This window comes from Prescottella subtropica (genome assembly GCF_005434945.1).
Taxonomy (GTDB): domain Bacteria; phylum Actinomycetota; class Actinomycetes; order Mycobacteriales; family Mycobacteriaceae; genus Prescottella; species Prescottella subtropica.
The window spans coordinates 317578-340675 of sequence record NZ_SKCH01000001.1; the positions used below are offsets into that span (position 1 = coordinate 317578).

Sequence of the window (23098 nt, forward strand, 5' to 3'; positions counted from 1 at the left end):
TCTACGAACTCGATCTGCCTACCCGATGCATCCCGTATCGACTGGGCCGTGACACAATGTAACGACTGTCACGTTTTTGTGTAAGAGGTTTCAAGAATGTCGTCGAAAATTCCTGCGCAGCACCGGTTGGGTCCGCAGCGTAATCCCGCGATCGACGACGCGGTGCTGCAGGCGACACGCGAACTGTTGATCGAGAACGGTTACGCCGGAACATCGATCGACGCTATCGCCACCCGAGCCGGGGTCGGGCGTCCCGCGATCTACCGGCGCTGGCCGTCGAAGGCGCACGTCGTGCACGACGCCGTCTATCCGACGGTGGTGACCGAGTGGGAGTCGGATCTCCCGATCGCCGACGAGATCGAACGCCTTGCCCGCGGTGCGGTCGCGCTGTTCGGGGCCCCGGCGACGCGGGAGGCCGTGCCGGGGTTGATGAGCGAGGGCCGCACCGACGAGACGGCCCGGATGGCACTGGTCACCGGTCAGATCGACGTGATCCGTGACGTGCTGGCACAGCGGATCGCCGACGCCGTCGCTGCCGGCGAGATCCGCGACGGGGTCGACGCCGACGTCCTGCTCGACGTCATCGCCGGCGCGGCGATCTTCGCGCAGTCGGTGCGCGACGTGCAGGATCAGGACGGGCTGGCGACGGCACTCGTCGACATCGTGTTGCACGGGACGCTGCCGCGGTAGATTCCGCCGAGCACGTACGTAACGGCACGACGAGGAGTGGACACATGAGCGCTGCCGCCGATCTGGTCACCGAATTCTGCACCCGATGGTCCGATCCGGACCCGGACGTCCTGGCGAGCTACTTCACCGAAGACGCCGTGTACCACAACATTCCGATGGATCCGGTGGTCGGACGCAACGCGATCCGCGAATTCCTCGTCGGCTTCCTGGCCACGTTCGAGGGCATCGACTTCGTCGTCCACCGCCAGACGGCGTCCGGCTCCGTCGTCATGAACGAGCGCACCGACGTCCTCCGCGGCCTCGGCAAGGAGACCCCGCTGCCCGTCATGGGCGTGTTCGAAGTGGTGGACGGGAAGATCGCGGCGTGGCGCGACTACTTCGACATGGGCGCGATCACCGCCGCGTTCGGTGGGGGAGATTCCGCCGGCTGACCCGACTCCACACCGGCGTCATGAGCTCGTCCGTCTAGCGCGGCAACTGCAACAGCGCGGTCAAGCCACCGTCGGGATTCGCGGTGAGCGTCAACTGGCCGGCGTGCGCCTCGGCCACCGCCGCCACGAGCGCGAGCCCCAGCCCGTGGCCGCCGTCGTGCGTGCGGGCACGGCCGCTGCCGCGCACGAACGGCTCGGTCAGCGTCGCCAGCAGTTCGGCCGGCACCGGCGGGCCGTCATTGCGCACCAGAATGCGTACCGCCGCCGCATCGACCTCGCACTCCAGTTGCACGGCACCGTCGGGAACGTTGTGCCGAATCCCGTTGCGGAGCAGATTGGTCAGTGCCTGCCGCAGCAGCACCCGGTCGCCGTTCACCGTCGCAGGCTGCGATGCGGGCCGCGGTAGTGCAACCTTCAGCGCGGCAGCCTCGGGCACAACCACCGTCAGGCTCTCGTGCACGAGGGCGGTCACATCGACCTCCTCGCGCGTCAGTAGACCCGACTGTGACTGCGCCAACTCGAGCAACGCAGTCACGGTTTCCGCGTTCGCCCGATTGACTTCCCGGATGCGTTCGGCCAGCGCCCGCAGATCCGCCGTGGTGGCCTGCGGGTCCGCGAGCGCAACGTCGATCATCGTCTGTGTCGCGGCGAGCGGCGTGCGCAGTTCGTGCGAAGCGTTCGCCGCGAAACGGCGGTGCGAGTTCAGTGACTCGGCCAGAGAAGACAACATCCGATCGAACGTATCGGCCAGATCGCGCAGCTCGTCGCGCGGGCCGCTCAGCGCGAGTTGCTGACTCAGATCGCCGGCGGCGGCGCGGGTGGCGGCCGCGTTCAACGCCGCCAGTGGAGCGAGCATCCGCCCCGCCACGAACCAGCCCACGGCCGCGGATGCCAACGCCAGTACGGCCAGCGTGACGATCGATGTGACGAGCATGGTGTCCAGGAAGTTCGTCAACGCCGTGAGTGGGACATCCACCTCGAGAACGCCCTCCGGGGTCGCCGGCACCGCCAACCGAAAGTTGACCGACATGAAGTACATGAACAGGTAGACGATCGCGATCAGCGCCGCACCCACGGCCGTCACCAGACCGGCATAGGTGAGAGTGAGCCGGGCGCGAATGGTCAAGCGTCGGGCACGGCCGATCGGTGTCTGCGGCACAGCCGCGGCGAAGCCCCGCAAGTGCATGGTGTCAGCTCTCCTCTGCCACGCCGAAACGGTAACCCACGCCGATCACCGTCTGAATCACCCGCGGTTCGCCGAGCCTCTTGCGCAAATGGGAGATGGTGACGCGCGGAGACGCCGTGAACGGGTCGGCGTTCGCGTCCCACGCCTTCGCCAGCAGAGTCTCCGCCGACAGCACGTCACCGGTGGCTTTCATCAACGTGTGCAGCACCGCAAACTCTTTGCGGCTCAGCCGCACCGTCTCACCGTCACGCCACACCTCGTGCCGCAGCGGATCCAGGCGCACCCCGTGGGCTTCCAGCACCGGCCCCCGCGCGGGCTGGCTGCGACGCTCCAACGCGCGCAGGCGCACCACCAGCTCGGGAAACTCGAACGGCTTCACCAGATAGTCGTCGGCGCCGATCTCGAAGCCCTCGACACGTTCGGCCAGCGCGTGCGCGGCGGTCAGCATGAGGACACGGATCTCCGGGTGCGTGGTGGCGATGTGCCTGCAGACGTCGTCACCGTGCACCGTCGGCAGGTCGCGGTCCAACACCACGACGTCGTAGTCGTTGAACGCGATCAGTTCGAGTGCCTCGGCACCGTCGCCGCTGACGTCCACCGCCATCGACTCACGCCGCAGGCCGGTGGCGATCGCCTGCGCCAGATAGGGTTCGTCTTCGACGACCAGGACGCGAATGATGACTCCTCGACTCGGTGGCCGCTCCGCTCGGCGGTGGCTGGTCGCAGCGGACGATTTTCTTTAACACTATGACAACACCGTTGTTCGTAGCGTTGCGAAGATGTTCGATACACAGTCGTTCGCCGCTGCTGCGGCGGAGTCACCGCCGGCGGCCGTCGGCAGCGGTCGCGCGCGCATCGTGGCTGTCGATGTTGCTCGCGCCCTCGCCCTCATCGGCATGATCGTTTCGCATCTCATGCCGCCGGAAGGTGCTTGGGGGAGGGTCTTTCTCGGTTTTCCGTCGGCATTGTTCGCCGTGCTGTCGGGCGTCTCGCTTGCGATCATGGCCGACCGCGGCAACCGTTCGGGTGGTGACGAACTCGCCGGCATTCGTCACAGTCTGATGGTGCGCGGCGTGCTGCTGATCCTGCTTCAGCAACTGCTGGCCCCGGTGTCGGGCACCATCTTCGTGGTACTGCAGACCATCGGCATCTGCTACATCGCCCTGGCCGTCGCGCCGCGGTGGCGCACCAGAACGCTTGTGGTGCTTGCGGTGTGGCTGGTCGCGGCCTCGGCCGTCATCCACGCGGTGGCCAGTTTCACGGCGCTGCCTGTCTTTTTGACACCGCCCTACCCGGTGACCGTATGGGCGGCACTGACCGTGGCCGGCATCCTGGCGTACCGCCATCTTCTCGGTTCCCCGAAGGCACAAGTGTGGACACTCGTCGTCGGCGCCGCCGTCGCGGTCGCCGGTGCGGCAATGCGCAACGGCGCGATCGACTACGAGGCCACGCGGGCCGCCCGAGACCGCAACGGGCTCATCGGCGTCGCCCTCGTCGACCCCACCCCGCACAGCGGGGGCCTGCTGGACACAGTCACCGTCGCCGCCGGGGCGCTCGCGGCGCTGGCACTGTGCCTGCTGGTGTGGCGTGGCCCTGTGCGCTGGACGCGGCCGCTGCAGGTGATGGGCTCGATGTCGCTCACGGTCTACGTGGCCCACATCGTCTCCGCCGGGCCGTTCTCGACCCCGAGCGCACCTACCTCGCTGCCGGTGCTGGGGTGGACCACGATCGCGGTGTCACTTGCGGGTTCGACCCTGCTGTCGCTCTGGTTCAGACAGGGGCCGTGCGAGTGGGCGATGGCGCGCTGCTGCAAGATCGCCGCCGACCGCACGTTGCCGCCACGTCCCGAACTGGCGCGCGGATAGCGCGATATCGGCCTTCGCCGTCGACATCACTCTCTTCTTCTCTACGTACTCGTGGCCGCGCCGAATGCGCGGCCCATGGAAAGGATCAACATGTTCACATCCCGATTGTTCGCCGCCGGTGTTGCCGGGTTCGCGTTCGTGGCGTTGGGGCCGGCGGGAACGGCGCAGGCCTTGCACAGCGATACCTTCGCCGAGGACAACGCCGAGTCCGCGGCGGTGGTGTCCGCGCAGATCTCCGATACCGGTTCGCTCGACGGCGACTGCACCGGCACCGCGATCGCGCCGCAGTGGGTACTCACCGCCCGGCACTGCGTCGAACCGTTCCCGACCCCGGGCGGCAGCGTGCGACTGGGGCAGGGGGACCAGCAACGCCGGGTGAAGGTGGATCACTGGGAGTCCGCCCCAGCGGGGGACGTGGCGCTGCTGCACACGGTCGAGGACATGGGGTTGGCCGGCTACCCGAAGGTGGCGGACACGGTGCCCGAGTCGGGTGCCGCAAGGCTGTACGGCTGGTCGCCGGACGGCAGCGGCAAGACGACGAAGCTACCGGTTGCGGAGGGACAGATCACGGAACTCTTGGACATGTCGCTGTTCGGGAGCAAGCAGATGATCAACGTCGACACCCACAACGGCGGAAAGACGCAGCCCGGTGACTCCGGTGGCCCGCTCTTCGTGGACGGAAAGGTGGCCGGCACGCTGTCGGCCTCCTTGGGGCAGGGCGAAGGCGGGATTTCCGAGGTCGCCGCGTATGCGCCCGTCGCCGAGCAGTACGGCTGGGTGATGGAGACCATCAGCGGTGGCGGTCCGGGAGCGGACACGGGCATGTCCAGTGGCAGCGATCTCAATCCGGCCTGGCTGGTCGGCGGTGGTGCAGGCTTGCTGGCGGCGATCGCCGTGTCGGTGGTGGTCGTGCGCGGGCGCGGCAAGCAGAAGGCGAGTTAGCGCAACCCACGTCATCCCTTCAGTTTCTTCATCGTCAGGTGCGACTCGAGTTTCGCGATCGCGGGCTGTTCCATGAGTTTGGTGCGCAGGAACACCTCGAAGTCGCTCAGATCGGGGACGGCGACGCGGATGAAGTAGTCGGGCCGGCCGATCATCCGCCGGAACTCGACCACCTCGTCGAACGCGCCGACCGCGGCCTCGAACGCCTCGACGGTGCGGCGGTCCTGCGAGACGATCTCGGCGTTGACGAGAACTTCCCAGCCGCGTCCGACGGCATCGGGATCGACGACGGCCCGGTATCCGGTGATCACGCCGTCGGCCTCGAGTCGGCGGACGCGGCGCAGGCACGGCGACGGGGTGAGGCCGACTCGGTCGGCCAGTTCGGCGTTGGAGAGACGCCCGTTCACGGTGAGTTCGCGCAATATTGCGCGGTCGAGATCATCCACGGTGAAATATTGCGCTACAGGTGCTCTGTGGGCAATATCCGGCAACCATATTTCCTGCAATGAGCACTAATATTGCCGTGTGACCAGTACGTTTACCGATCGGGCTGTCGCCGATCCGACCGCCACCTCGGTGTGGGAGGACCTGCGAACCGCGGCCCGGGACACCGTCTCGGTGGGATTCGGTCTGTTCCCGCTCGGCCTGGCGTTCGGCCTGCTGATGGTGCAGTCGGGTTTCGCCTGGTGGTGGACGCCCATCTTCTCCGTGACGATCTATGCGGGCTCGCTCGAGTTCCTCGTGATCGGCCTCGTCCTCGCGGTGACCCCGCTCGCGTCGATCGCGATGACGACGCTGCTCGTCAACTTCCGGCACGTCTTCTACGCGCTGTCGTTCCCACTGCACCGGATCAAAGGCCGGGCGGCACGGATCTACAGCATGTACGCGCTCACCGACGAGACGTACGCGGTCACCGCGTCGAAGGATCCAGAATCGCTGACCGGACGCCGCATCCTGCTCATTCAGGTGTGCTGCCAGTTGTACTGGGTGCTCGGCGGGGTGGCCGGCGCCCTGGTCGGCAATGCGCTGCCGATGAAGATCGAGGGCCTGGACTTCGCGCTCACCGCGCTGTTCGTGGTGCTCACGATCGACGCGTTCCGTGCCCGCCGGGACGTCCCGGCCACGGTCCTCGCGTTGCTGAGCGCCCTCGTCGCCCTCGTCGTCGCCCGGGAGCAGATGCTCGTGGTCGCGATGGGCCTGTTCGTCGCGGCCCTGCTGGTGCGCTACGGGTGGCAGCGCAGGAGCGCCGCCCGTGCCTGACGTGTCGTACATCCTCTCGGCCCTCGCCGTGATCCTGGTGGTGACGTTCGCGTTGCGGGCGCTGCCGTTCGCGGTGATCGCGCCGCTGCGCTCGTCGGCCGTCGTCCACTACCTGGGCGCGCACATGCCGGTCGGGATCATGCTGATCCTCGCCGTCTACACGCTCCGGAACATGACGCCGGCGCCCGCGTCGTCGGTGCCGGTCGCCGTCGCGTTGGCCGTCACCGTCGGACTGCACCTGTGGCGGTCGCACGCACTGCTGAGCATCGTCGGCGGCACCGCGGCGTTCGTCGTCCTCCACAACTGGCTGTTCGTCTGAACAGATTTCTGAACCGATGCAGTTCGTCGCGCCGGGACGCACGTTCGGCGCACATTCCGGACGCGTCACCGATTCACATCCCTCACGTGTGATCGAAACCGCACGTCACGGCGTTTTCATCGGTTCGTGGTCGGGGAGTCATCGGCCCGTCCGGCGTTAGCCTTGTCACTGTGACGCAGCACGTAGACGACACGGGGACATCACTCGATCTGACCGGGACCTCGACCAGGATCCGCAGTTCGGTGTTCCGTAACAAGGTGACCTCCGCACAGGAGGCTGTCGAATTCATCCACCCGCACGACACCGTTGCGATCAGCGGTTTCGCCAGCGCCGGCACCCCGAAGGAGGTGATTCCGGCGCTCGCCGAACGGATCCGGCAGGTCCGCGGTGAGGGCGCGAACTTCACCGTCGATCTGTTGACCGGCGCCTCGGTGTCCGCGAGCACCGAACGGATGCTCGCCGAGGTGGACGGCATCTCGCTGCGGATGCCGTACCAGTCCGAGCCCACCGCCCGCGGCAACATCAACAGCGGCCGGATGGACTACGTCGACATCCACCTCTCGCACGTCGCGCAGCAGGTGTGGGAGGGCTACTACGGCAACGTCGACGTCGCCGTCGTCGAGATCTCCGGTATCACCGAGACCGGGGAACTGATCCCGTCCGCGTCGATCGGCAACAACAAGACGTGGCTCGACGTCGCCGACCGGGTGATCCTCGAGGTCAACTCGTGGGTGCCGGAGGAGATGACGGGCATCCACGACGTCTACTACGGCACCGCGCTGCCGCCGCACCGCAAGCCGATCCTGCTCACCGACGTCGAGGACCGGATCGGGCAGCCCACCATGACGGTGGACCCGCGCAAGGTCGTCGCGGTCGTCGAGACGAACGCCCGCGACAGTGCCAGCGAACTGGCCCAGCCGGACGAGATCAGCAAGGCCATCGCCGCGCACGTCATCGACTTCTTCGAGTACGAGGTGTCGAAGGGGCGGCTGCCCGCCGACGGTCTGCTGCCGCTGCAGTCCGGTATCGGCAACGTCGCCAACGCCGTCCTGCAGGGCCTCGACGCGGGCCCACACAAGGGACTGACCTGCTACTCCGAGGTCATCCAGGACGGCATGCTGCACCTGATCAAGAACGGCACCGTGCGGTACGCGTCGGGAACGTCGCTGGCCCTGACCGACGCCGGGATCGACGAGTTGGTGTCGAACATCGACTTCTACCGCAAGCACATCGTGCTGCGGCCGCAGGAGATCAGCAACCATCCGGAGATCGTCCGCCGCCTCGGGGTGATCGCGATGAACGGCATGCTCGAGGCCGACATCTACGGCAACGTGAACTCCACCCACGTCATGGGGACGAAGATCATGAACGGGATCGGCGGCTCGGGCGACTTCACCCGCAACGGCTACCTGTCGCTGTTCCTGAGCCCGTCCACCGCGAAGAACGGGGCGATCTCCTCGATCGTGCCGATGGTCCCGCACGTCGACCACACCGAGCACGACGTCCAGGTACTCATCACCGAACAGGGCCTCGCCGACCTGCGCGGCCTGTCCCCGCGCAAGCGGTCCCGTGTCGTCATCGACAAGTGCGCGCACCCCGACTACCGGGCCATGCTGCTCGACTACGTCGACCGCGCCGAGCACGCTCCGTCGGCCGGGCACACCCCGCACCTGCTCGGTGGAGCACTCTCGTTCCACCAGCGCTTCCTCGAGACGGGCACGATGCGATAGTCAGCTCAACAAACCTGTCCGGTAAGCGATTTCGAGTGCCTCGTCGCGGGAGTGTGCACCGATCTTCCGGTACAGGGACCGTTGCTGGCTCTTGACGGTGTTCGTCGACACGAACTGTTCCCGTGAGATCTCGAGCGTCGACAGCCCCTGCGCCAGCGCGGCGAGGACGGCGTGCTCACGTTCGGTGAGCCCCACCCGGTGGACGGTCGGCGGGTACATCTCGGGGGCGTCGGAGGCGAGGAACGTGGCGGCGGACGACGACCGGTGCGGCGCAGCGGCGTCGAGTTCGACGACGACGCGCCGTGGCACCGTCGCGAGCGTGCCCAGCAGTCCGGTGCGGTCGACGATCGCCGTGGCCTGCGTCCACGCCTGCACCGCGGCGATCCTCTCGCCGAGCGCGAGATGTGAGGCGGCCTCGACCAGCAGCACCTCGAGTTGGGTGCGGGTGAACGGGTAACTGAACCAATCGCACGTGCGGCACAGTGCGAGCGCGGTCTCCGGTGCGCCGGTCAGCATGTGGGCGCGGGCGGCCGTGACCACCGTCAGCGGGTACTCGAGCGGTTGCGTGTCGAGGATCGAGTGGGCGCGGTTGCCTTCCCCCAGGGCGAGACGCAGATTGACGTCGAGTGTGGTCAGCACCCGGGCGGCCACCGAACCGGGGCGCAGCACCGCCGCCCGGGAGGCGATCGCGCGCTGCAGCACCGCCATCCCCGTGTACGCCTGACCGGTGGCCAGCGCGTAGCGGCAGTGGGCATAGGTGACGTACGGCCACAACTCTTCCCGATCCGGTGCCTCACCCAGTTCGTCGAGCCACCGGCCGGCGGCGGCGAAGTCGAGTCGGTCGAGTGCGACGATCACCCGGGCGGCGAGTCCGCCGACCTTGACCATCGGTTCGAGCCAGCCGTCCGGGTCCGGGTGGGCGTCCTCGAGGTCGATCCATTCCTCGGCTCGCCGCGGTTCACCGATGATCGCCCAGTTCAGGGCTGAATTCCCGGCCGCGTTGCGGGCCACCAGATTGACGCCCTCGGACGGCGGGGCATGCGGGCCCGACGCACCGCGGTGGGCCAGGCGCAACTCCACCGCGGACTCGGCGATCGCACCGGCGAGCTGATACGTGATACCCCACTGCAGGCGCATGATCGGCAGACCCGGGCCGATGTCGTCGGGGCGGGCCGCGAGCGCACCGCGCACCAGATGCGAGAGCAGTCGGGTGGTCGCGGCGGCCCGCGCATGCTCCCCGGCCAGCCGAAGCATGAGCGACTGGATGCACCCGACGGCGAGGGCGTCGCGGGCCGCGTCGGTGGCGCCGAGGGCCTCCATGGCGGCCGGGTCGCTCGGCAACGTGTCCGCGGGAATGGTCGGCTGGGTGCCGAGCAGCAGGAACAGATCGCGTCCGGCCTTGATGACGGGACGCTCTGCGATCAGGCTGTCGGGCAGATCCCGCAGGGTTGCCCGCAACAGTCCGAAATGACTGCCCACCAAGTGGATCCAGTGCGCTTCGAGGAGTTCCACGACCAGCGCCCAGTCCTGGGCCTCGATCGCGTAGGACAGGGCGCCGGCGGCGTCACCCGCATCCGCCGCATGGTGTGCCAGCGTCGTCAGGCGGCGTCCCGGTTCGAGACCGGCCCGGTCCTGCAGGACGAGGAGGCGCTCGCGGACGGGGCCGGGGAACTCCCACGCGTCGCCCACCGTCGTCTCGCAGTAGGTGACGATTCCGGCCCGCTCGAGCCGTGTGAGCCGGCACGCGGGGTCGTCGACACCGGTGAGCAGGGCCGCGACCTCCGCCGTGACGATCCGCGCGGACGCCACCGCTGTCACGAAGTCGCGGTCACCCTCGACCGCCGGATGTCCGAGGACGGCGTCGTGCACGAAACGGTCGATCGCGGTGTCGAGGCGGTGGGTCAGCAGTTCGCGTCGCCCCGGCACGTCGGGCAGGCTCTTCGCGACTGCCACGGCGACCCGCATCAGTTCGGGCAGCGCGCCGACCCGCTGTTGAATGTACTCCAATTCCCCTGGCCCGAGGTCGATTCCGGCGTACTCGAACAGTTCCGCCGCGTCGTCGAGTGTGTACTGCAGGTCGCGAGCCGACACGAGTTCGTGGGTCGGCTCCATCAGGATCGGATCCCCGAGCAGGGTGCGGGCACACGCGGTGGCGACGACGGTGACGTTGTGGCACCGGTCGAGCAGATGCTCGATCTCGTCCTCGAGTCGGTCGTCGTCGACCAGGTCGATCCGGGGCAGCACGAGCAGTATCGGTGCGTCGCTGCACGCGAGGAGATCCCGAACTCTCTCGGCGGCTGCGAGTGCGGGATCCGTAATCCCTTCCCCGGCAACGATCCCGATCGATCGTGCGACGTCGATCAGTGAATTCCAGAACGTGTCGGCATCGACGACGTCGTCCGGGGCGGGCACCTGCAGAACCGCGTGGAAACCGGGCCGCACCGACTCCGACCACGAGGACACGAGGTCGGTCTTGCCGAATCCGTGCGGGGCACGGATCACGGTGACCGGCGCATTGCGGTCCAGGCGGGCGTGAAGCCGGGTGCGCGGCGGAGCCCACCCGGCCGCACGGCGCGGCACACGACCGACGCTGCGGACGTCTCTGTTTCGACCCACCCGGAACCACCCCCAGCCGTTCGACTGATCTGATCATCGCAAACCCGGAAATCGGGGCTGCGCGTGCCTCCGGCGTCCCGTCTCGTGAGAACCGGTTCGATACCGCGCCACGGATCGTGGCACGGTCGACAGCATGAGTGCATACCCGCCGGATCGGCAACTGCACGGTGACGTGCGGCAGTCGCGAGCCGACATGCCTGCCGCGCAGCCGGGTTCGTGGCGGCGCCTCACCTGCCTCGATCTCGTCCGGCCGCACGGCCCGGCCGGGGACCTCACCGTCCGCGGCCGGGCCCTCGACGTCACGACGGACTCCGGGGGCCGACCGGTGTCGTACGACGATGCCCGGCTCGAGGCCACGGTCGACTACCACGGTGGCCGCGTCCTGCTCCATCTCGAAACCTCTCCGGAACTGCCGGAACTCGCGGCGCTGGTGGGGGCGTCGGTGATTGCGGGCTTCCGCGGCCGGGCGGACCTCGACACGGTGGCCGGCATCTCGGCGCCGCTGGCCGCGCTGCTCGACGACCTTCCGGTCGGAGTGTTGATCTCCGGGCACGCGGTATCGGCGGCCCGGACATCCGGCAATGAAAGTGTCACTGTGAGTAGCGGATACATTCCGGTCGCGGACCAGTGCGCGGGTTACGCGGCCGGCGGCGCGCTGATGACGGCGATTGCCGAGCGGGGCCGCAGCCCGGTCGCGGACGGCCCCGACGCACCCGCACTCGACGCGCCGGAGTGGATGTCCGAGCCGCTCGCCGAACACGGGATGCGGCGCATCCGGCGGATCGACCGCCACCACATGGACGGGGCAATCCGCGTCGACGCGATGTTCCGCGACACCTATCGGCGGGTGGACGGCGTCGAGACCGTGATCCACGAGTACGAGCTGGCGGTCGTCGCGGACGAGGCGACCGGCGTGATCGAACACGCGGTCGCGACACCGCGTGTACTGCCGTGGTTCGACTGCCCCGGCGCCGTGGCGAGCGCGGGCACGCTCGTCGGAACGACCCTGGAGCGGATAGACGAGCGGGTGCGCCGCGACTTCCGCGGTGTCGGAACCTGCACGCACCTCAACGATCTGCTGCGCAGTATCGGGCGCTGAAACCGGTCAGGCGCTGAAACCCTTGGCCGCCAACCAGTCGAGGACCGTGTCGGCGATCTCCTCCCAGCCGTGGTCGACGGTGAGGGAGTGCCCGCGATCGGCGAACACCACGTAGTCGTTGTCGGTGTGCGCCTTGTGGTACCGGTGGTGCGTGGCGCGGCTGACGGACTCGGGAACCGTGTGATCCTGCCCGCCGCCGAGGATCAGGAGCGGACCGCGCTCGACGTCGGTGTCGACGTGAGTCGGGGAACCGGGGCGCAGGTTCGCCAGCGCCGTCTCGAACAGCGGCCGACCCGGGGACGGAATCGTCCAGTGCTCGTACAGTTCGTCGGATTCGTCGCGGGCGAGTGTGTTGCCGAAGCGGTGCGCGAACGCATCCGGTGTCAGGGTGATGCTGCGTTTGGCGTTCGCCGGGTTCCCGAGCACCGGGAACGACGACTTCAGGTGCGCGAGCGGGGCCGCGCGGACACCCCGGATCGCCGTGGGATCGATCGCGATCGCGGCCGCCGCAACATCGGCAGCCAGGAGTTTCTGCGCGATCAGACCGCCGAACGAGTGCCCGACGACGATCGGCTTCCGGTTGAGCGGGGCGATGGCCTCCGCGAAGTGCGCGGTGATCTCGTCGAGGCCGATACCCGCCTGGGCGTCGGCGCGGGCGCGGGTGTCGGTGATACTCGGCACCTCTCCCGGCCAGGTGGGGGCGAGTGTCGGGAACCCGGCGGCGGCGAACTTGTCCTGCCACCGATCCCACGACGCCGCGGCGAGCCACAACCCGTGGACGAACATCACCGGCGGCGCGCCGCGGGGTGTCGGCGGGACGTGCGGTCGAGGTGAGGTGTCGGGCATCGGTGGGTCCTTCCGGGACGGGAAATGCCTGCGGAATGCCTACGTGTGCTGCCATCACGATGCATGAAGGATTCGGTTCCGTGACCCGAAGTTGCTTATTCGGTATGGACTTCGGTCGCCGATCGGGGACAAAACACTCGAACGGGTGTGGTCGAACGGATACCGGATCGCCGTCCGGGTGCCAGAATGGGGCCGGTGAGTTCCATCTGGTGGGGGCAGACCACCGGGCAGGGCTGGGCGCAGCTGATCGCCCTCGGCTACGCGCTGTTCCTCTGCTCGGCGATCGGCCTGGAACGCGAGTTCCGGCGCAAGAGCGCCGGTATCCGGACGTACGCGATCGTCGGTGTCGGGGCGGCACTGTTCGTGCTGATCAGCAAGTTCGGATTCTCGGACGTGGTTGCGGTCGGCACCGTGAACCTCGATCCGTCCCGGGTCGCCGCCCAGATCGTCTCCGGTATCGGATTCATCGGTGCCGGAATCATCTTCGTCCGGCAGGATGCCGTCCGCGGGCTCACCACCGCGGCCGCCATCTGGATCAGTGCGGCCGTGGGGTCGGCGTGCGGTGCCGGTCTGCCGGTCCTCGCGGCCGCGGTGACGGTCGCCTACTTCGTGGTCGTGTACGTCTACCCGCCGATTCTGCGGCGGGTGCCCGGCAGCCGGGTACGACGCGAACCGATCCAGCTTCGTTACGTGGACGGCCGGGGTCTGCTGCGGCAGATCCTGCAGACCGCCACCGACATGAACTACGCCGTCACCCACGTCGGCACCAGCCGGTCCGAACTCGACGGCACCGTGCGCCTGACGATGGACGTCGAGGGCCGGGGCGGGCTGGCGGGACTGGCGGATCGGCTCGCGTCGATCGACGGTGTCGTCGAGGTCACCGCCGGGCGGCGCGACCTCGACGACACGGGACTCGACGAGTACGAGGACGACGAATAGCTCAGGGCAGCAGGGCTGCCGGGGTGCCGGGCAGACCCGGATAGTAGGTGCCGGCCGACCAGCCGCCGTCGACGGCGAGTTCGGCACCCGAGATGTAGGCGGCATCGTCGCTCGCGACGAACAGGGTGGCGCGGGCGATGTCCTCGCTCTCCCCGATCCGTTGCAGCGGCACCCCGACGTACTTGCTCTGCAGGTCGTCGCCGCTCAGGCCGGCCGGATTGCCGAGGGTGGTGTCGACGCCACCGGGATGCACCGAGCACACCCGGATCCCGGACGGCCCCAACTCGTAGGCCAGGGCCTTCGTCAGTCCCCGCACCGCCCACTTGCTGGCCGTGTAGGCGGCCAGTCCGTTGACGCCGCGCAGCCCGTCCACCGACGAGATATTGACGATGACGCCGCGCCCGGCGTTCTTCATCGTCGGGACGACGGCCTTGGCGCCGAGCAGGTTTCCGAGCACGTTGACGTCGAGGAGGCGTTCGGTCTTCGCGACGTCGAGGTCCTCGATCGGCGCCCAGTGCATCACGCCGGCGTTGTTGACGAGGATGTCGACGGCCCCGAACCGGTCGACCGTCTGTTCGGTGAACGCCGTCCACGACGCCTCGCTGCTCACGTCGAGGGGGGCGAAGAACGCGGCGTCGCCCAGTTCGTCGGCGAGCGCGCGGCCCCGATCCTCGAGAACGTCGCCGAGTGCCACCCGGGCGCCCTCGGCGGCGAAGAGTCGGGCCGTCGCCGCGCCCATACCCTGGGCCGCTCCGGTGATGATCGCAACCTTGCCGTCGAGCCGTGCCATGCGTCCTCCGTAGTGCGTCGTGGACCGGACTGCCCGGCCCACCCCGACGATGGTGCGGGGTCGGCGTGAACGGAAGGCCGCTTCTCGCTCAGTGATCTTCATCGGCCGATTGCCCAGCAGAATGTCACGATCCGGGGAAGGGTAGGGGGATCGACTCGGTGCCGGAAGGAGGCCCCGGATGGATTTCCGGACCTGGTGGGACTTCGTGTCGGTGCGGCGGCAGCAACTGCTCACCGACTCGTTCCTCCACGTCAGCGCAGTCGTGCAGTCGGTGGTCATTGCCGGTGTCATCGCGGTGGTGATCGGGATCGTGGTCTACCGCAGCCCGGCCGGGTCGGCGGTCGCGACGGGCCTGGCCAGCACGGTCCTGACGCTGCCGTCGTTCGCCCTGCTGGGCCTGCTCATCCCCGTCCTGGGCCTCGGTGTCGCCCCGACCGTGACCGCGCTGGTGCTGTACGCACTGCTGCCGATCATCCGCAACACCATCGTCGGCCTGGGCGCGGTCGATCCCGCGATCACCGACGCCGCGAAGGGCGTCGGGATGGGCCGACTGCACGTGCTGGGGCGGATCGAACTGCCGCTCGCGTGGCCGTCGATCCTCGCCGGCATCCGGGTGAGCACCCAGATGCTCATGGGCATCCTCGCGATCGCCGCCTACGCCAAGGGGCCGGGCCTGGGCAACCTCATCTTCTCGGGCCTGTCCCGGGTGGGCAGCCCCACTGCGGTACCGCAGGCCCTCACCGGCACCGTGCTCATCGTCGTTCTCGCGCTCGCCCTCGACGGACTGCTGGTCCTCCTCGGGCGCCTCACCACCTCGAGGGGGATCCGTGACTGAACTGCTCACCGACGAGGAACGCACCGGCAAGGGCGTCGAGATCGTGCTCGACGACGTCGTCAAACACTATTCCGGGCAGGACGATCCGGCCGTCGACCACGTCTCGATGACCATCCCGGCGGGGGAGACGGTGGTGTTCGTCGGGCCGTCCGGCTGCGGCAAGACCACCACCATGCGGATGATCAACCGGCTGATCGAGCCGACGTCCGGAACCATCACCATCGCCGGTCACGACACCCACGCGATCGACCCGGACCGGCTGCGCCGCGGCATCGGGTACTCGATCCAGCAGGCCGGGCTGTTCCCGCACCTGACCGTCGCGAAGAACGTCGCCACCGTGCCCGGCCTGGTGGGCTGGGGCAAGAAACGCACCTCCGAACGGGTCGACGAGATGCTCGACCTGGTCGGTCTCGACCCCGACACGTACCGCGGGCGCTATCCGCGGCAACTCTCCGGCGGGCAGCAGCAGCGGGTCGGGGTGGCCCGGGCACTGGCCGCCGACCCGCCGGTGCTGCTCATGGACGAGCCGTTCGGTGCCGTCGACCCGATCACCCGCGGACTGCTGCAGGACGAGTTGATGAGGCTGCAGTCCGATCTCGGCAAGACGATCGTGTTCGTCACCCACGACTTCAACGAGGCCGTCAAACTCGGTGACCGGATCGCGGTCCTCGGCAACCGGTCGCACATCATGCAGTACGACACCCCCGAGGCGATCCTCGCGAACCCCGCCAACGACACCGTCGCCGGGTTCATCGGTGCCGACGCATCCCTCAAACAGCTCACCCTGTCCCGGGTCGGCGACATCGAGCTGACACCGTGCCCCACCGCCTATCCGGACGGGTCGGTCGCCGATCTGCGCCGGGCCCTCGACGAGCAGGACGCCCTGTGGGCGGTGATCCTCGACGGCCGGGACCGTCCGGTGCGCTGGGTGTCGGCCGAGCAGTTGGTGTCGGCGGCCTCGCTCGAATCCGTCGGAGACCCGGTCGGCGAGAACGTCTCGGTCACCTCGACCCTGCAGGACGCACTCGAGGCACTGCTCGTGCAGGCCAGCGCGTCCACGGCAGTGACGGATCGGGGCGGCCGGTTCGTCGGACTGGTCACGATCGACTCACTCGTCCAAGCCCTGCAGGTGGTGCGCGACGAACATGCCGACGACCACGCCGGGGACCCTGCCGGGGACCACGCCGTGGACCCGTCGTCGTGACCGCCGACACCGGCCGGGAGGCCACCGCGCGTGCCGAGCGCATGCGACTGCTGGTGCAGCCGCTGCTGGTGCTGCTGCTGACCGCCGGCGTCCTCGGCTGGGCGTTCACCCGCGAGTTGACGGCGACCCAGCAGGCGAGCATCAGCGTCGGCAACATCGCGACCCTGACGTGGCAGCACGTGCTCATCACCGTGGTGGTGGTGGTGATCGTGCTGGCGCTGGCGGTGCCGCTCGGCACCCTGCTCACCCGTCCCGGGTTCCGCAGGCTCGCACCGATATTCGTGGGCATCGCGAACATCGGTGCGTCGGCGCCCGCGATCGGTCTGCTGGTGCTGTTCTATCTCGCGACGCGGACGACGGGCTTCTGGATCGGGGTGCTGCCGATCGCGTTCTACTCGCTGCTGCCGGTGCTGCGGAACACGATCCTCGGCTACCAGCAGGTGGATCCGGCGCTGATCGACGCCGGCCGCGGCCAGGGCATGTCGGCGCCGACGGTGCTCCGACGAGTCGAGTTCCCGCTGGCCGTGCCGTACATCCTGGCGGGTCTGCGGACGTCGCTCGTGCTGGCCGTCGGCACCGCGACCCTGTGCTTCCTGGTGAGCGCGGGTGGGCTCGGCATCCTCATCGACACCGGATACAAGCTGCGCGACAACGTGACTCTCGTCGTGGGCGCCGTCCTGGCGGTCGCGCTGGCGCTGCTGGTCGACTGGCTCGGCGCCCTCGCCGAATCGTTCCTCGGACCGAAGGGACTGCGGTGACATGACGGTGACACGGCGGGTCCGGGTCCTGGCGACGTTGATGCTGACACTGGTCGTCGCGGCCGGCTGCGGACTCGAATCCGGCAGCGCCGTCCCGTTGAAGGTGGGGGCCGGCAGCATCGAGCCCGTGCCGGACCTCGCGGGTGTCCGGATCACGGTCGGCTCCAAGGACTTCAGCGAGCAGATCATCCTCGGCTACATCATCGAATTCGCGCTCGCGGCGGCCGGTGCCGACGTCCGCGACCTGAGCAACATCCAGGGCTCCAACAGTGTCCGGGACGCCCAGATCGCCGGCCAGATCGACGTCACCTACGAGTACACCGGCACCGGCTGGATCAACTATCTCGGCCATGAGAAGCCGATCCCGGATTCCCGTGCCCAGTACGAGGCGGTCCGCGACGAGGACCTCGAACGCAACGGCATGGTGTGGATCGATCCGGCACCGATGAACAACACGTATGCGCTGGCGACGAGCCGGCGGGTCGCGGAGGAGACCGGGGTGCGGACCCTGTCCGACTACGCCGAACTCGTGCACCGCGATCCGGCGGCCGCGGCGACGTGCGTCGAAACCGAGTTCAATGTCCGGCAGGACGGATTCCCGGGCATGGCGGCCGCGTACGGATTCGATCCGAAGGGGGTGGAGCGGCGGATCCTGCAGACCGGCATCATCTACCAGGCGACCGCCGACGGTAGCCAGTGCCGGTTCGGTGAGGTGTTCACCACCGACGGCCGGATTGCGGCCCTCGACCTCGTGCTCCTCGAGGACGACCGGCAGTTCTTCCCCAAGTACAACCCGGCGATCATCATGCGGGAGGGTTTCGCCGCCGACCACCCCGCGATCGCGGAGGTCATGGCCCCGGTCTCCGCGCTCCTCACCGACGCGGTGATCACCGACCTCAACCGCCGGGTCGACGTGGACGGTGAGGACCCGGCGGTCGTCGCACGGGACTGGATGGTCGGCCAGGGGTTCGTGACGGCGAAGAGTTGAAAACGCTCGATCGTCAACCGTTGGTTGACGACAGGGGATCGTCAACTTGTTGTTGACGTATGACGAATCCGGTACCGATGTCGAATCCCGTCCGACTCGACGATCTGATCGACGCGATCAAGAAGGTGCACGTCGACGCCCTCGAACAGTTGACCGATGCGGTGCTCGCGGCCGAACATCTCGGTGAGCTGGCCGACCATCTGATCGGGCACTTCGTGGACCGGGCCCGCCGCACCGGCGCCTCGTGGACCGATATCGGCCACAGCATGGGCGTCACCAAGCAGGCTGCGCAGAAACGGTTCGTCCCGAAGGGGCCGGGGGAGCCGGCCGACCTCGATGCGAGCCAGGGATTCAGCCGGTACACGCCACGTGCCCGCAACGTGGTGATGGCCGCGCAGAACGAGGCCCGCGCAGCCGGCAACGACACCATCACCCCCGAGCATCTGGTGCTCGGTCTGCTCGGCGACCCGAACGCGCTCGCGGTGCGGGCTCTCGCCGTGCAGGGCATCGGCGCCGACACCGTGCGCGTCGCGACGACCGCGGTCCTCCCGCCCCGCGTCGACGCCGTCCCCGATCTCATCCCGTTCGACGCGGCCTCCCGGAAGGTCCTCGAACTGACCTTCCGGGAAGCGCTTCGCTTGGGACACAACTACATCGGTACCGAACACCTCCTGCTGGCGCTGCTCGAGCAGGAGGACGGGGCCGGGGTGCTGGCCGACGCCGGAGTCGACAAGGCCGCGACCGATGCCTTCGTCACCGAGGTGCTCTCGGCGATCGTCGCCGCGCAGGGCGAGCAGACCCGGTAGGGAGCCTTACTCGGCGAACCGCAGGATCGCGGCGGCCGGCACGTCCTCGGGGACGTCGCCGGACCGCACCGCGAGCACCTTCGCCCCGGTGAGCAGTGCCCGCCGGGCGATCTCGTCGACGACACCGTACGCGTGGTTGCCGTCGAGTTCGGCGAGGGCGACCGTGCCGTTCTCGGGGTCGATGGTGCCCGGCACGACACCCTCGATGTCGACCAGCAGGGTGTCGATCCGGCCGAACGTGGCGGACCGGGCGACGTCGGTGATCTCGACCTGGGCGCGTCCCTTCGACCGCAGATCGTCGAACTGTGCGCGGGTGTCGGCGAGCTGCTGTGCGTAGAAGCCGTCGAGAACCTTCCGGGTGGCCTGCGCGATCTGCTCGTCGGTCATCTCCTCCGGATTGCCGGGGATGCCCTCGTCGAGCAGCTTGTGATAGTTGTTCACCGAACGGTACAGCGACGCAGTCGGTTCCGCGGCCGCCAGGATCATCGGGATGTCCCGGCCGGTGAGGACGCTGCGCAGTTCGTGGTCGATCGCGCGGACGTACTCGTGGACGCGGAGCTTGCGGCCCTCGGTGCCCTGCACCCGGCCGTGGACGCGGCCCGGTGCGGTGCGTCCCAGCGATTCGACACCGGCGTGGCTCGCGGCGTCGGCCGGTAGACCGGGCACGTGCACCGTCGACGGTGCCTGGTCGGCGGTGACCTCGATCAGCCGGACCGACCCCTCCGCGAGGGCCAGCACGAACGCGGTCTGCGGGAACGTCACCGTCCGCAGCAGCGGCTTGATGTAGAAGCGGTCGCTGACGATCGCGCACGCTCCGAGTCGATTGGGGAGCCGGTAGCGGCGCACCCTCTCCGGTGTGGCGAGCACGACGAGGGTGCGCGCCTGGTAGCGCCAGAACGCCTCGTCGTCGATCAGGTCACCGAACGCCTTCTCCAGCGTCGCGCGTTCCTTGGGATCGGTGACCTCGTCGAGCGCGGCCTTGACCTGGTTGGTGAATTCGATGCGGCTCTTGCCCGGTTCCTGGACGTCGTCCTCGGTGGGGGTGTAGATCGAGATGCAGGTCTGGCCCTCCACCCCGGCGAGCCGACGGATCTCGGCGTGACTCGGAATATCGCTGTAGAGCATTCCTCGACCTCCCGGTAGTTGGTCGGTTTCAGCGTACCCACGACGGCAAGCCTCGGCAGGGTTTCGACGACCGGCCGGGATTCAGCGCCCGGACGTCAGGTCCGCCGCCGCGTCGACGGTGCGCGCGACCACGTCGCCGCGGCCGGGATCGAGTCCGTGCCGGCCGCCCTCGATCAGGATCAGCCGGTGCTCGGCGGGGACGAGTTCGAGCGCGGCCCGCATCTCGTCGGGGGTACCGAACGGGTCCCGGTCGCCGTGCACGAACACCGACGGAGTCCGCAACTGCGGCAGGTGCTCGATCCGCGACTTCTCCGGCTTCTTCGGTGGGTGCAGCGGATACGACAGCAGCACAAGGGCATCCGCGACATCCGGGCATTCGGCGGCGAGCATCGTCGACTGGCGTCCCCCGTACGAATGGCCGGCCAGGATCAGCGGCCCGTCCTCGAGCGCGCGGACCGCAGCGGCTGCCGCGACGATGCCGTCCCGATCCTGTGCCGCATGCGCCCGGTGCGGCGGACCCGACGCCCGCCGCTGCCGGAACGGCAGGTTGTACCGCAGCACCAGCAGTCCCCGCTCGGCGAACCCGGCGGCCATGGCCCGCAACAACTCCGACGTGCAGTCCCCGCCCGCACCGTGCGTCAGAGCGACCGCACCGGCCGGGTCCCCGTCAGGCCGGTGCAGATACCCCTGCACACCGTCGGCGTCGATGTCGAACGGTGCGCACGGAGTCTCCATGACCGTCGAGAGTAGTCAGCGGTGCAGCAGGTTGGCGCCCGCGATGATCGCCGACAGCGACGACGCGATGCCGTCGGCGTCGATCGCCGTCGCCCAGCGGCGCTGCCCGTCGTGCTCGCACAGGACGAACGTCGCGGTGCCGGCGGGCGTGGACTGCTGGTGGAACGAGAGGATCTCGAGCTGGAAACCCGCGTCGTACAGCATCGCGGTGAGTGCCGCGATCGGACCGGTCGCCGCCGCGGACGCCGACGTGATGCGGTCACCGATGCCGAGCGTCGCGGTGTAGGTGCTGCGGCCGGCACCGAGCGTGGCCGCGGTCCAGGCGCCGAGACGGACCGGGCCGCCGGTGGGGGCGAACCGCGCCGTGAACTCGGACCAGCTCAGGCCATGCGCCTGGGCGCGCAGGTCACGCGGCAGACGGGCACCGAAACGGTGGAAGAACGGATCGTCCGAGAACGACGGAGAGGGGGCGGCGAAAGCGTGAGAGGTGCGCATGATGCGAGGTCTTCCTGAACTGAAGGAAGGACCGACGGGAGATAGCTCGACGACCCGCAGCGAGGGGTCGGTCCGATTCAGACCCCGCTACGGCGGTGAACTACTACCTCGATGCGCTGCATGGCCGAGAAGTCTAGGCGCGACTCCGGGGGCATGCAACCGTCAGCCGTGGACGCCGGTGATCTCGTCCGGGGTGTGCGGCAGTTCCGCGGACGTCGTGACCTCGCCGGTCTCGATATCGACGGCATGGATCCGCTGGGTCGTCGGATCGGTGACGTACGCGGTGAAACCCTGCACGAACAGTGCCGGTCGCGGAGTCTGCCACTGCACCGGTTCGGTCCACGGGTCGACGACGGGCAGGCGTCGGAGCACCGCACCGGACGACGCGTCGAGCACGTGCAGGGCGCCGTCGGTACCGAGCACGAGCGCCTCTCCGAACGGGCCGCGGCCGAGGGACCGGAACGTGTAACTCGTCCCGAGATCCACCAGGTGCAACTCCCCGGTCACCGTGTCCGTCAGCGACACCCGCTCCGGGCGTTCGAGCTTCGCGTCTGGGTCGGTCTTGTAGTCGCCGAGCATCACCGGGGACGCCTCCGATCCGGCCTGGTTGCCGATCCGCCCGTACGGATCCGGGCTGGTGATCTTCGTGATCGCGCCGTCACGGTAGATCAGCAGGCCGTCCTGGCAGCCGAAGACGACGGCGCCGTCGGCGGCGATCGCCTCCCCGTGCACGCCCGGACACTGCTCGTTGCGGGCGATCTCGGTGCGGCCCGCGTCGTACACGACGATGCCGGTGCGGGCCGTCTCGTCGCCGAGCGTGGTGATCAGCCGGCCGTCGGGCAGTTCGACGGCGGCGCCGTGATGTGGGTGCGGGGTGGTGAACGTCGAGGTGGGCGGGACACCGTCGGCGAGTGCGGTCGGGTCGAACGATGCGATGCGCCCGGTGCCGTCGTCGAACAGCACGGTGCGTCCGGCATGACGCACGACGTGGCCCGGCTCGTCGGCGCCGAACATGATGTCGGTGAGCGTCGGTGCCGCCGTGTAGTGGTGGGCGTGGTCGCCGTGCGTCTGCGACCACGTGCCGGTGTCGAGGACCCGGAAGCCGCCTGCGGTGGAGACGATCACGTGCCGGTCGTCGCCGGCCGGGCTCAGCCGATTGAATCCGGAAAGCTCGGATTCATTTACCACCGTGAGGGTTTCGGCGTCGAGAACGAGGACGCCGCCGTCGTAGGTGACGGCCAGCCGTGGCGTCGCGGACCGGACCTGGGCGGGCGCGGTGGTCGAGGCGTCCGGGCTCGTCGTGGTGGACGTGGCGGCGTCGGTGCCCGTGCAGCCGGCGAGAAGTGCCGTGCACGCCGCGACGGATGCGGCCAGCGTGAAACGTCGGGGGCGGGGATCGGTGCGGTTCATGCCGCAAGGTCTATCCCTTGTTGAAAATG

General features: G+C 68.7%; 24 protein-coding genes. 14 read left to right on the forward strand and 10 right to left on the reverse strand.

The genetic code is table 11. The annotated features are described in order from the left end of the window. The first annotated feature begins 96 nt into the window (after positions 1-96). Together E0497_RS01415 and E0497_RS01420 are read left to right on the forward strand one after the other, a co-directional pair. A complete protein-coding gene (locus E0497_RS01415) occupies positions 97-690 on the forward strand; it encodes a TetR/AcrR family transcriptional regulator (RefSeq protein WP_137722980.1) in 594 nt (197 codons plus the stop codon). Positions 691-734: 44 nt separating this feature from the next. After that, complete coding sequence (locus E0497_RS01420) at positions 735-1121, forward strand: limonene-1,2-epoxide hydrolase family protein (RefSeq protein WP_137722981.1); 387 nt, start codon at positions 735-737, stop codon at positions 1119-1121. A gap of 34 nt (positions 1122-1155) precedes the next feature. Here the strand turns inward: E0497_RS01420 and E0497_RS01425 are convergent, their stop codons facing one another. Together E0497_RS01425 and E0497_RS01430 are read right to left on the reverse strand one after the other, a co-directional pair. Then, positions 1156-2307: a sensor histidine kinase gene (locus E0497_RS01425; protein WP_137722982.1), complete on the reverse strand. Its 1152-nt coding sequence runs from the start codon at positions 2305-2307 to the stop codon at positions 1156-1158. 4 nt (positions 2308-2311) lie between these two features. Then, entirely contained in the window at positions 2312-2983 is a 672-nt protein-coding gene (locus tag E0497_RS01430; RefSeq protein ID WP_137722983.1) for a response regulator transcription factor, read from the reverse strand. 103 nt (positions 2984-3086) lie between these two features. Between E0497_RS01430 and E0497_RS01435 the strand changes: the two genes are divergently transcribed. Then, positions 3087-4172: an acyltransferase family protein gene (locus E0497_RS01435; protein ID WP_137722984.1), complete on the forward strand. Its 1086-nt coding sequence runs from the start codon at positions 3087-3089 to the stop codon at positions 4170-4172. Between the two features lie 51 nt (positions 4173-4223). Further along, a complete protein-coding gene (locus tag E0497_RS01440; RefSeq protein WP_137722985.1) occupies positions 4224-5114 on the forward strand; it encodes a S1 family peptidase in 891 nt (296 codons plus the stop codon). Positions 5115-5125: 11 nt separating this feature from the next. On the opposite strand, the gene E0497_RS01445 is transcribed toward E0497_RS01440, so the two are convergent. Beyond that, entirely contained in the window at positions 5126-5560 is a 435-nt protein-coding gene (locus E0497_RS01445) for an Lrp/AsnC family transcriptional regulator (protein WP_137722986.1), read from the reverse strand. Between the two features lie 79 nt (positions 5561-5639). On the opposite strand from E0497_RS01445, the gene E0497_RS01450 reads away from it, so the two are divergent. The 3 genes from E0497_RS01450 to E0497_RS01460 all read left to right on the forward strand — a co-directional run bounded on the left by E0497_RS01450 (position 5640) and on the right by E0497_RS01460 (position 8423). Beyond that, positions 5640-6374, forward strand: a complete 735-nt coding sequence (locus E0497_RS01450; RefSeq protein WP_137722987.1) for an AzlC family ABC transporter permease — start codon at positions 5640-5642, stop codon at positions 6372-6374. Next, positions 6367-6693 carry a branched-chain amino acid transporter permease gene (locus E0497_RS01455; protein ID WP_137722988.1) on the forward strand — a complete coding sequence of 109 codons (327 nt, stop codon included), beginning with the start codon at positions 6367-6369 and terminating at the stop codon, positions 6691-6693. The genes E0497_RS01450 and E0497_RS01455 overlap by 8 nt, the downstream gene beginning before the upstream one ends. A gap of 170 nt (positions 6694-6863) precedes the next feature. Next, a complete protein-coding gene (locus tag E0497_RS01460; protein WP_137722989.1) occupies positions 6864-8423 on the forward strand; it encodes an acetyl-CoA hydrolase/transferase family protein in 1560 nt (519 codons plus the stop codon). On the opposite strand, the gene E0497_RS01465 is transcribed toward E0497_RS01460, so the two are convergent. Further along, positions 8424-11003: a LuxR C-terminal-related transcriptional regulator gene (locus E0497_RS01465; protein ID WP_137722990.1), complete on the reverse strand. Its 2580-nt coding sequence runs from the start codon at positions 11001-11003 to the stop codon at positions 8424-8426. A 169-nt stretch (positions 11004-11172) separates the two neighbouring features. Between E0497_RS01465 and E0497_RS01470 the strand changes: the two genes are divergently transcribed. Further along, a complete protein-coding gene (locus E0497_RS01470; protein ID WP_137722991.1) occupies positions 11173-12138 on the forward strand; it encodes a DUF2889 domain-containing protein in 966 nt (321 codons plus the stop codon). Positions 12139-12144: 6 nt separating this feature from the next. Here E0497_RS01470 and E0497_RS01475 read toward each other — a convergent pair whose 3' ends face one another. Continuing rightward, positions 12145-12984, reverse strand: a complete 840-nt coding sequence (locus E0497_RS01475) for an alpha/beta hydrolase (RefSeq protein ID WP_137722992.1) — start codon at positions 12982-12984, stop codon at positions 12145-12147. A gap of 195 nt (positions 12985-13179) precedes the next feature. Between E0497_RS01475 and E0497_RS01480 the strand changes: the two genes are divergently transcribed. After that, positions 13180-13923 carry an MgtC/SapB family protein gene (locus tag E0497_RS01480; RefSeq protein ID WP_241665650.1) on the forward strand — a complete coding sequence of 248 codons (744 nt, stop codon included), beginning with the start codon at positions 13180-13182 and terminating at the stop codon, positions 13921-13923. A gap of 1 nt (position 13924) precedes the next feature. Here the strand turns inward: E0497_RS01480 and E0497_RS01485 are convergent, their stop codons facing one another. After that, positions 13925-14713, reverse strand: a complete 789-nt coding sequence (locus E0497_RS01485) for an SDR family NAD(P)-dependent oxidoreductase (protein ID WP_137722994.1) — start codon at positions 14711-14713, stop codon at positions 13925-13927. Positions 14714-14891: 178 nt separating this feature from the next. Here E0497_RS01485 and E0497_RS01490 point away from each other — a divergent pair, with 178 nt between their 5' ends. From E0497_RS01490 to E0497_RS01510, 5 genes are read left to right on the forward strand one after another with little or no spacing between them, the layout of a single operon-like run. Beyond that, entirely contained in the window at positions 14892-15548 is a 657-nt protein-coding gene (locus E0497_RS01490) for an ABC transporter permease (protein ID WP_137722995.1), read from the forward strand. After that, complete coding sequence (locus tag E0497_RS01495; protein ID WP_137722996.1) at positions 15541-16752, forward strand: ABC transporter ATP-binding protein; 1212 nt, start codon at positions 15541-15543, stop codon at positions 16750-16752. Before E0497_RS01490 ends, E0497_RS01495 begins: the two co-directional genes overlap by 8 nt. A 41-nt stretch (positions 16753-16793) precedes the next feature. Then, the gene (locus E0497_RS01500; protein WP_170312841.1) at positions 16794-17510 is read left to right on the forward strand and encodes an ABC transporter permease; all 717 of its coding nucleotides are present in this window, start codon (positions 16794-16796) and stop codon (positions 17508-17510) included. Position 17511: 1 nt separating this feature from the next. After that, complete coding sequence (locus E0497_RS01505) at positions 17512-18498, forward strand: glycine betaine ABC transporter substrate-binding protein (RefSeq protein ID WP_137722998.1); 987 nt, start codon at positions 17512-17514, stop codon at positions 18496-18498. Between the two features lie 59 nt (positions 18499-18557). Then, a complete protein-coding gene (locus E0497_RS01510) occupies positions 18558-19304 on the forward strand; it encodes a Clp protease N-terminal domain-containing protein (protein WP_170312826.1) in 747 nt (248 codons plus the stop codon). A 6-nt stretch (positions 19305-19310) separates the two neighbouring features. Here the strand turns inward: E0497_RS01510 and E0497_RS01515 are convergent, their stop codons facing one another. The 4 genes from E0497_RS01515 to aztD form a co-directional block, all read right to left on the reverse strand. Continuing rightward, complete coding sequence (locus E0497_RS01515) at positions 19311-20429, reverse strand: baeRF11 domain-containing protein (RefSeq protein WP_137722999.1); 1119 nt, start codon at positions 20427-20429, stop codon at positions 19311-19313. An 81-nt stretch (positions 20430-20510) separates the two neighbouring features. Further along, complete coding sequence (locus E0497_RS01520) at positions 20511-21164, reverse strand: alpha/beta hydrolase family protein (RefSeq protein WP_137723000.1); 654 nt, start codon at positions 21162-21164, stop codon at positions 20511-20513. 15 nt (positions 21165-21179) lie between these two features. Continuing rightward, positions 21180-21659, reverse strand: a complete 480-nt coding sequence (locus E0497_RS01525; RefSeq protein WP_137723001.1) for an alpha-isopropylmalate synthase regulatory domain-containing protein — start codon at positions 21657-21659, stop codon at positions 21180-21182. Positions 21660-21821: 162 nt separating this feature from the next. After that, positions 21822-23069 (reverse strand): zinc metallochaperone AztD, encoded by a 1248-nt coding sequence (gene aztD, locus E0497_RS01530; RefSeq protein ID WP_137723002.1) that lies wholly within the window; start codon positions 23067-23069, stop codon positions 21822-21824. Between the last annotated feature and the right edge of the window lie 29 nt (positions 23070-23098).

Excerpts from the sequence above, each read along its gene's own strand:
- E0497_RS01415 (WP_137722980.1), top strand. The coding sequence starts at position 97 with ATGTCGTCGAAAATTCCTGCGCAGCACCGGTTGGGTCCGCAGCGTAAT.
- E0497_RS01420 (WP_137722981.1), top strand. The coding sequence starts at position 735 with ATGAGCGCTGCCGCCGATCTGGTCACCGAATTCTGCACCCGATGGTCC.
- E0497_RS01425 (WP_137722982.1), bottom strand. The coding sequence starts at position 2,307 with ATGCACTTGCGGGGCTTCGCCGCGGCTGTGCCGCAGACACCGATCGGC.
- E0497_RS01435 (WP_137722984.1), top strand. The coding sequence starts at position 3,087 with ATGTTCGATACACAGTCGTTCGCCGCTGCTGCGGCGGAGTCACCGCCG.
- E0497_RS01470 (WP_137722991.1), top strand. The coding sequence starts at position 11,173 with ATGAGTGCATACCCGCCGGATCGGCAACTGCACGGTGACGTGCGGCAG.
- E0497_RS01475 (WP_137722992.1), bottom strand. The coding sequence starts at position 12,984 with ATGCCCGACACCTCACCTCGACCGCACGTCCCGCCGACACCCCGCGGC.
- E0497_RS01485 (WP_137722994.1), bottom strand. The coding sequence starts at position 14,713 with ATGGCACGGCTCGACGGCAAGGTTGCGATCATCACCGGAGCGGCCCAG.
- E0497_RS01490 (WP_137722995.1), top strand. The coding sequence starts at position 14,892 with ATGGATTTCCGGACCTGGTGGGACTTCGTGTCGGTGCGGCGGCAGCAA.
- E0497_RS01500 (WP_170312841.1), top strand. The coding sequence starts at position 16,794 with ATGCGACTGCTGGTGCAGCCGCTGCTGGTGCTGCTGCTGACCGCCGGC.
- E0497_RS01505 (WP_137722998.1), top strand. The coding sequence starts at position 17,512 with ATGACGGTGACACGGCGGGTCCGGGTCCTGGCGACGTTGATGCTGACA.
- E0497_RS01510 (WP_170312826.1), top strand. The coding sequence starts at position 18,558 with ATGACGAATCCGGTACCGATGTCGAATCCCGTCCGACTCGACGATCTG.
- E0497_RS01515 (WP_137722999.1), bottom strand. The coding sequence starts at position 20,429 with ATGCTCTACAGCGATATTCCGAGTCACGCCGAGATCCGTCGGCTCGCC.
- E0497_RS01520 (WP_137723000.1), bottom strand. The coding sequence starts at position 21,164 with ATGGAGACTCCGTGCGCACCGTTCGACATCGACGCCGACGGTGTGCAG.
- E0497_RS01525 (WP_137723001.1), bottom strand. The coding sequence starts at position 21,659 with ATGCGCACCTCTCACGCTTTCGCCGCCCCCTCTCCGTCGTTCTCGGAC.
- aztD (WP_137723002.1), bottom strand. The coding sequence starts at position 23,069 with ATGAACCGCACCGATCCCCGCCCCCGACGTTTCACGCTGGCCGCATCC.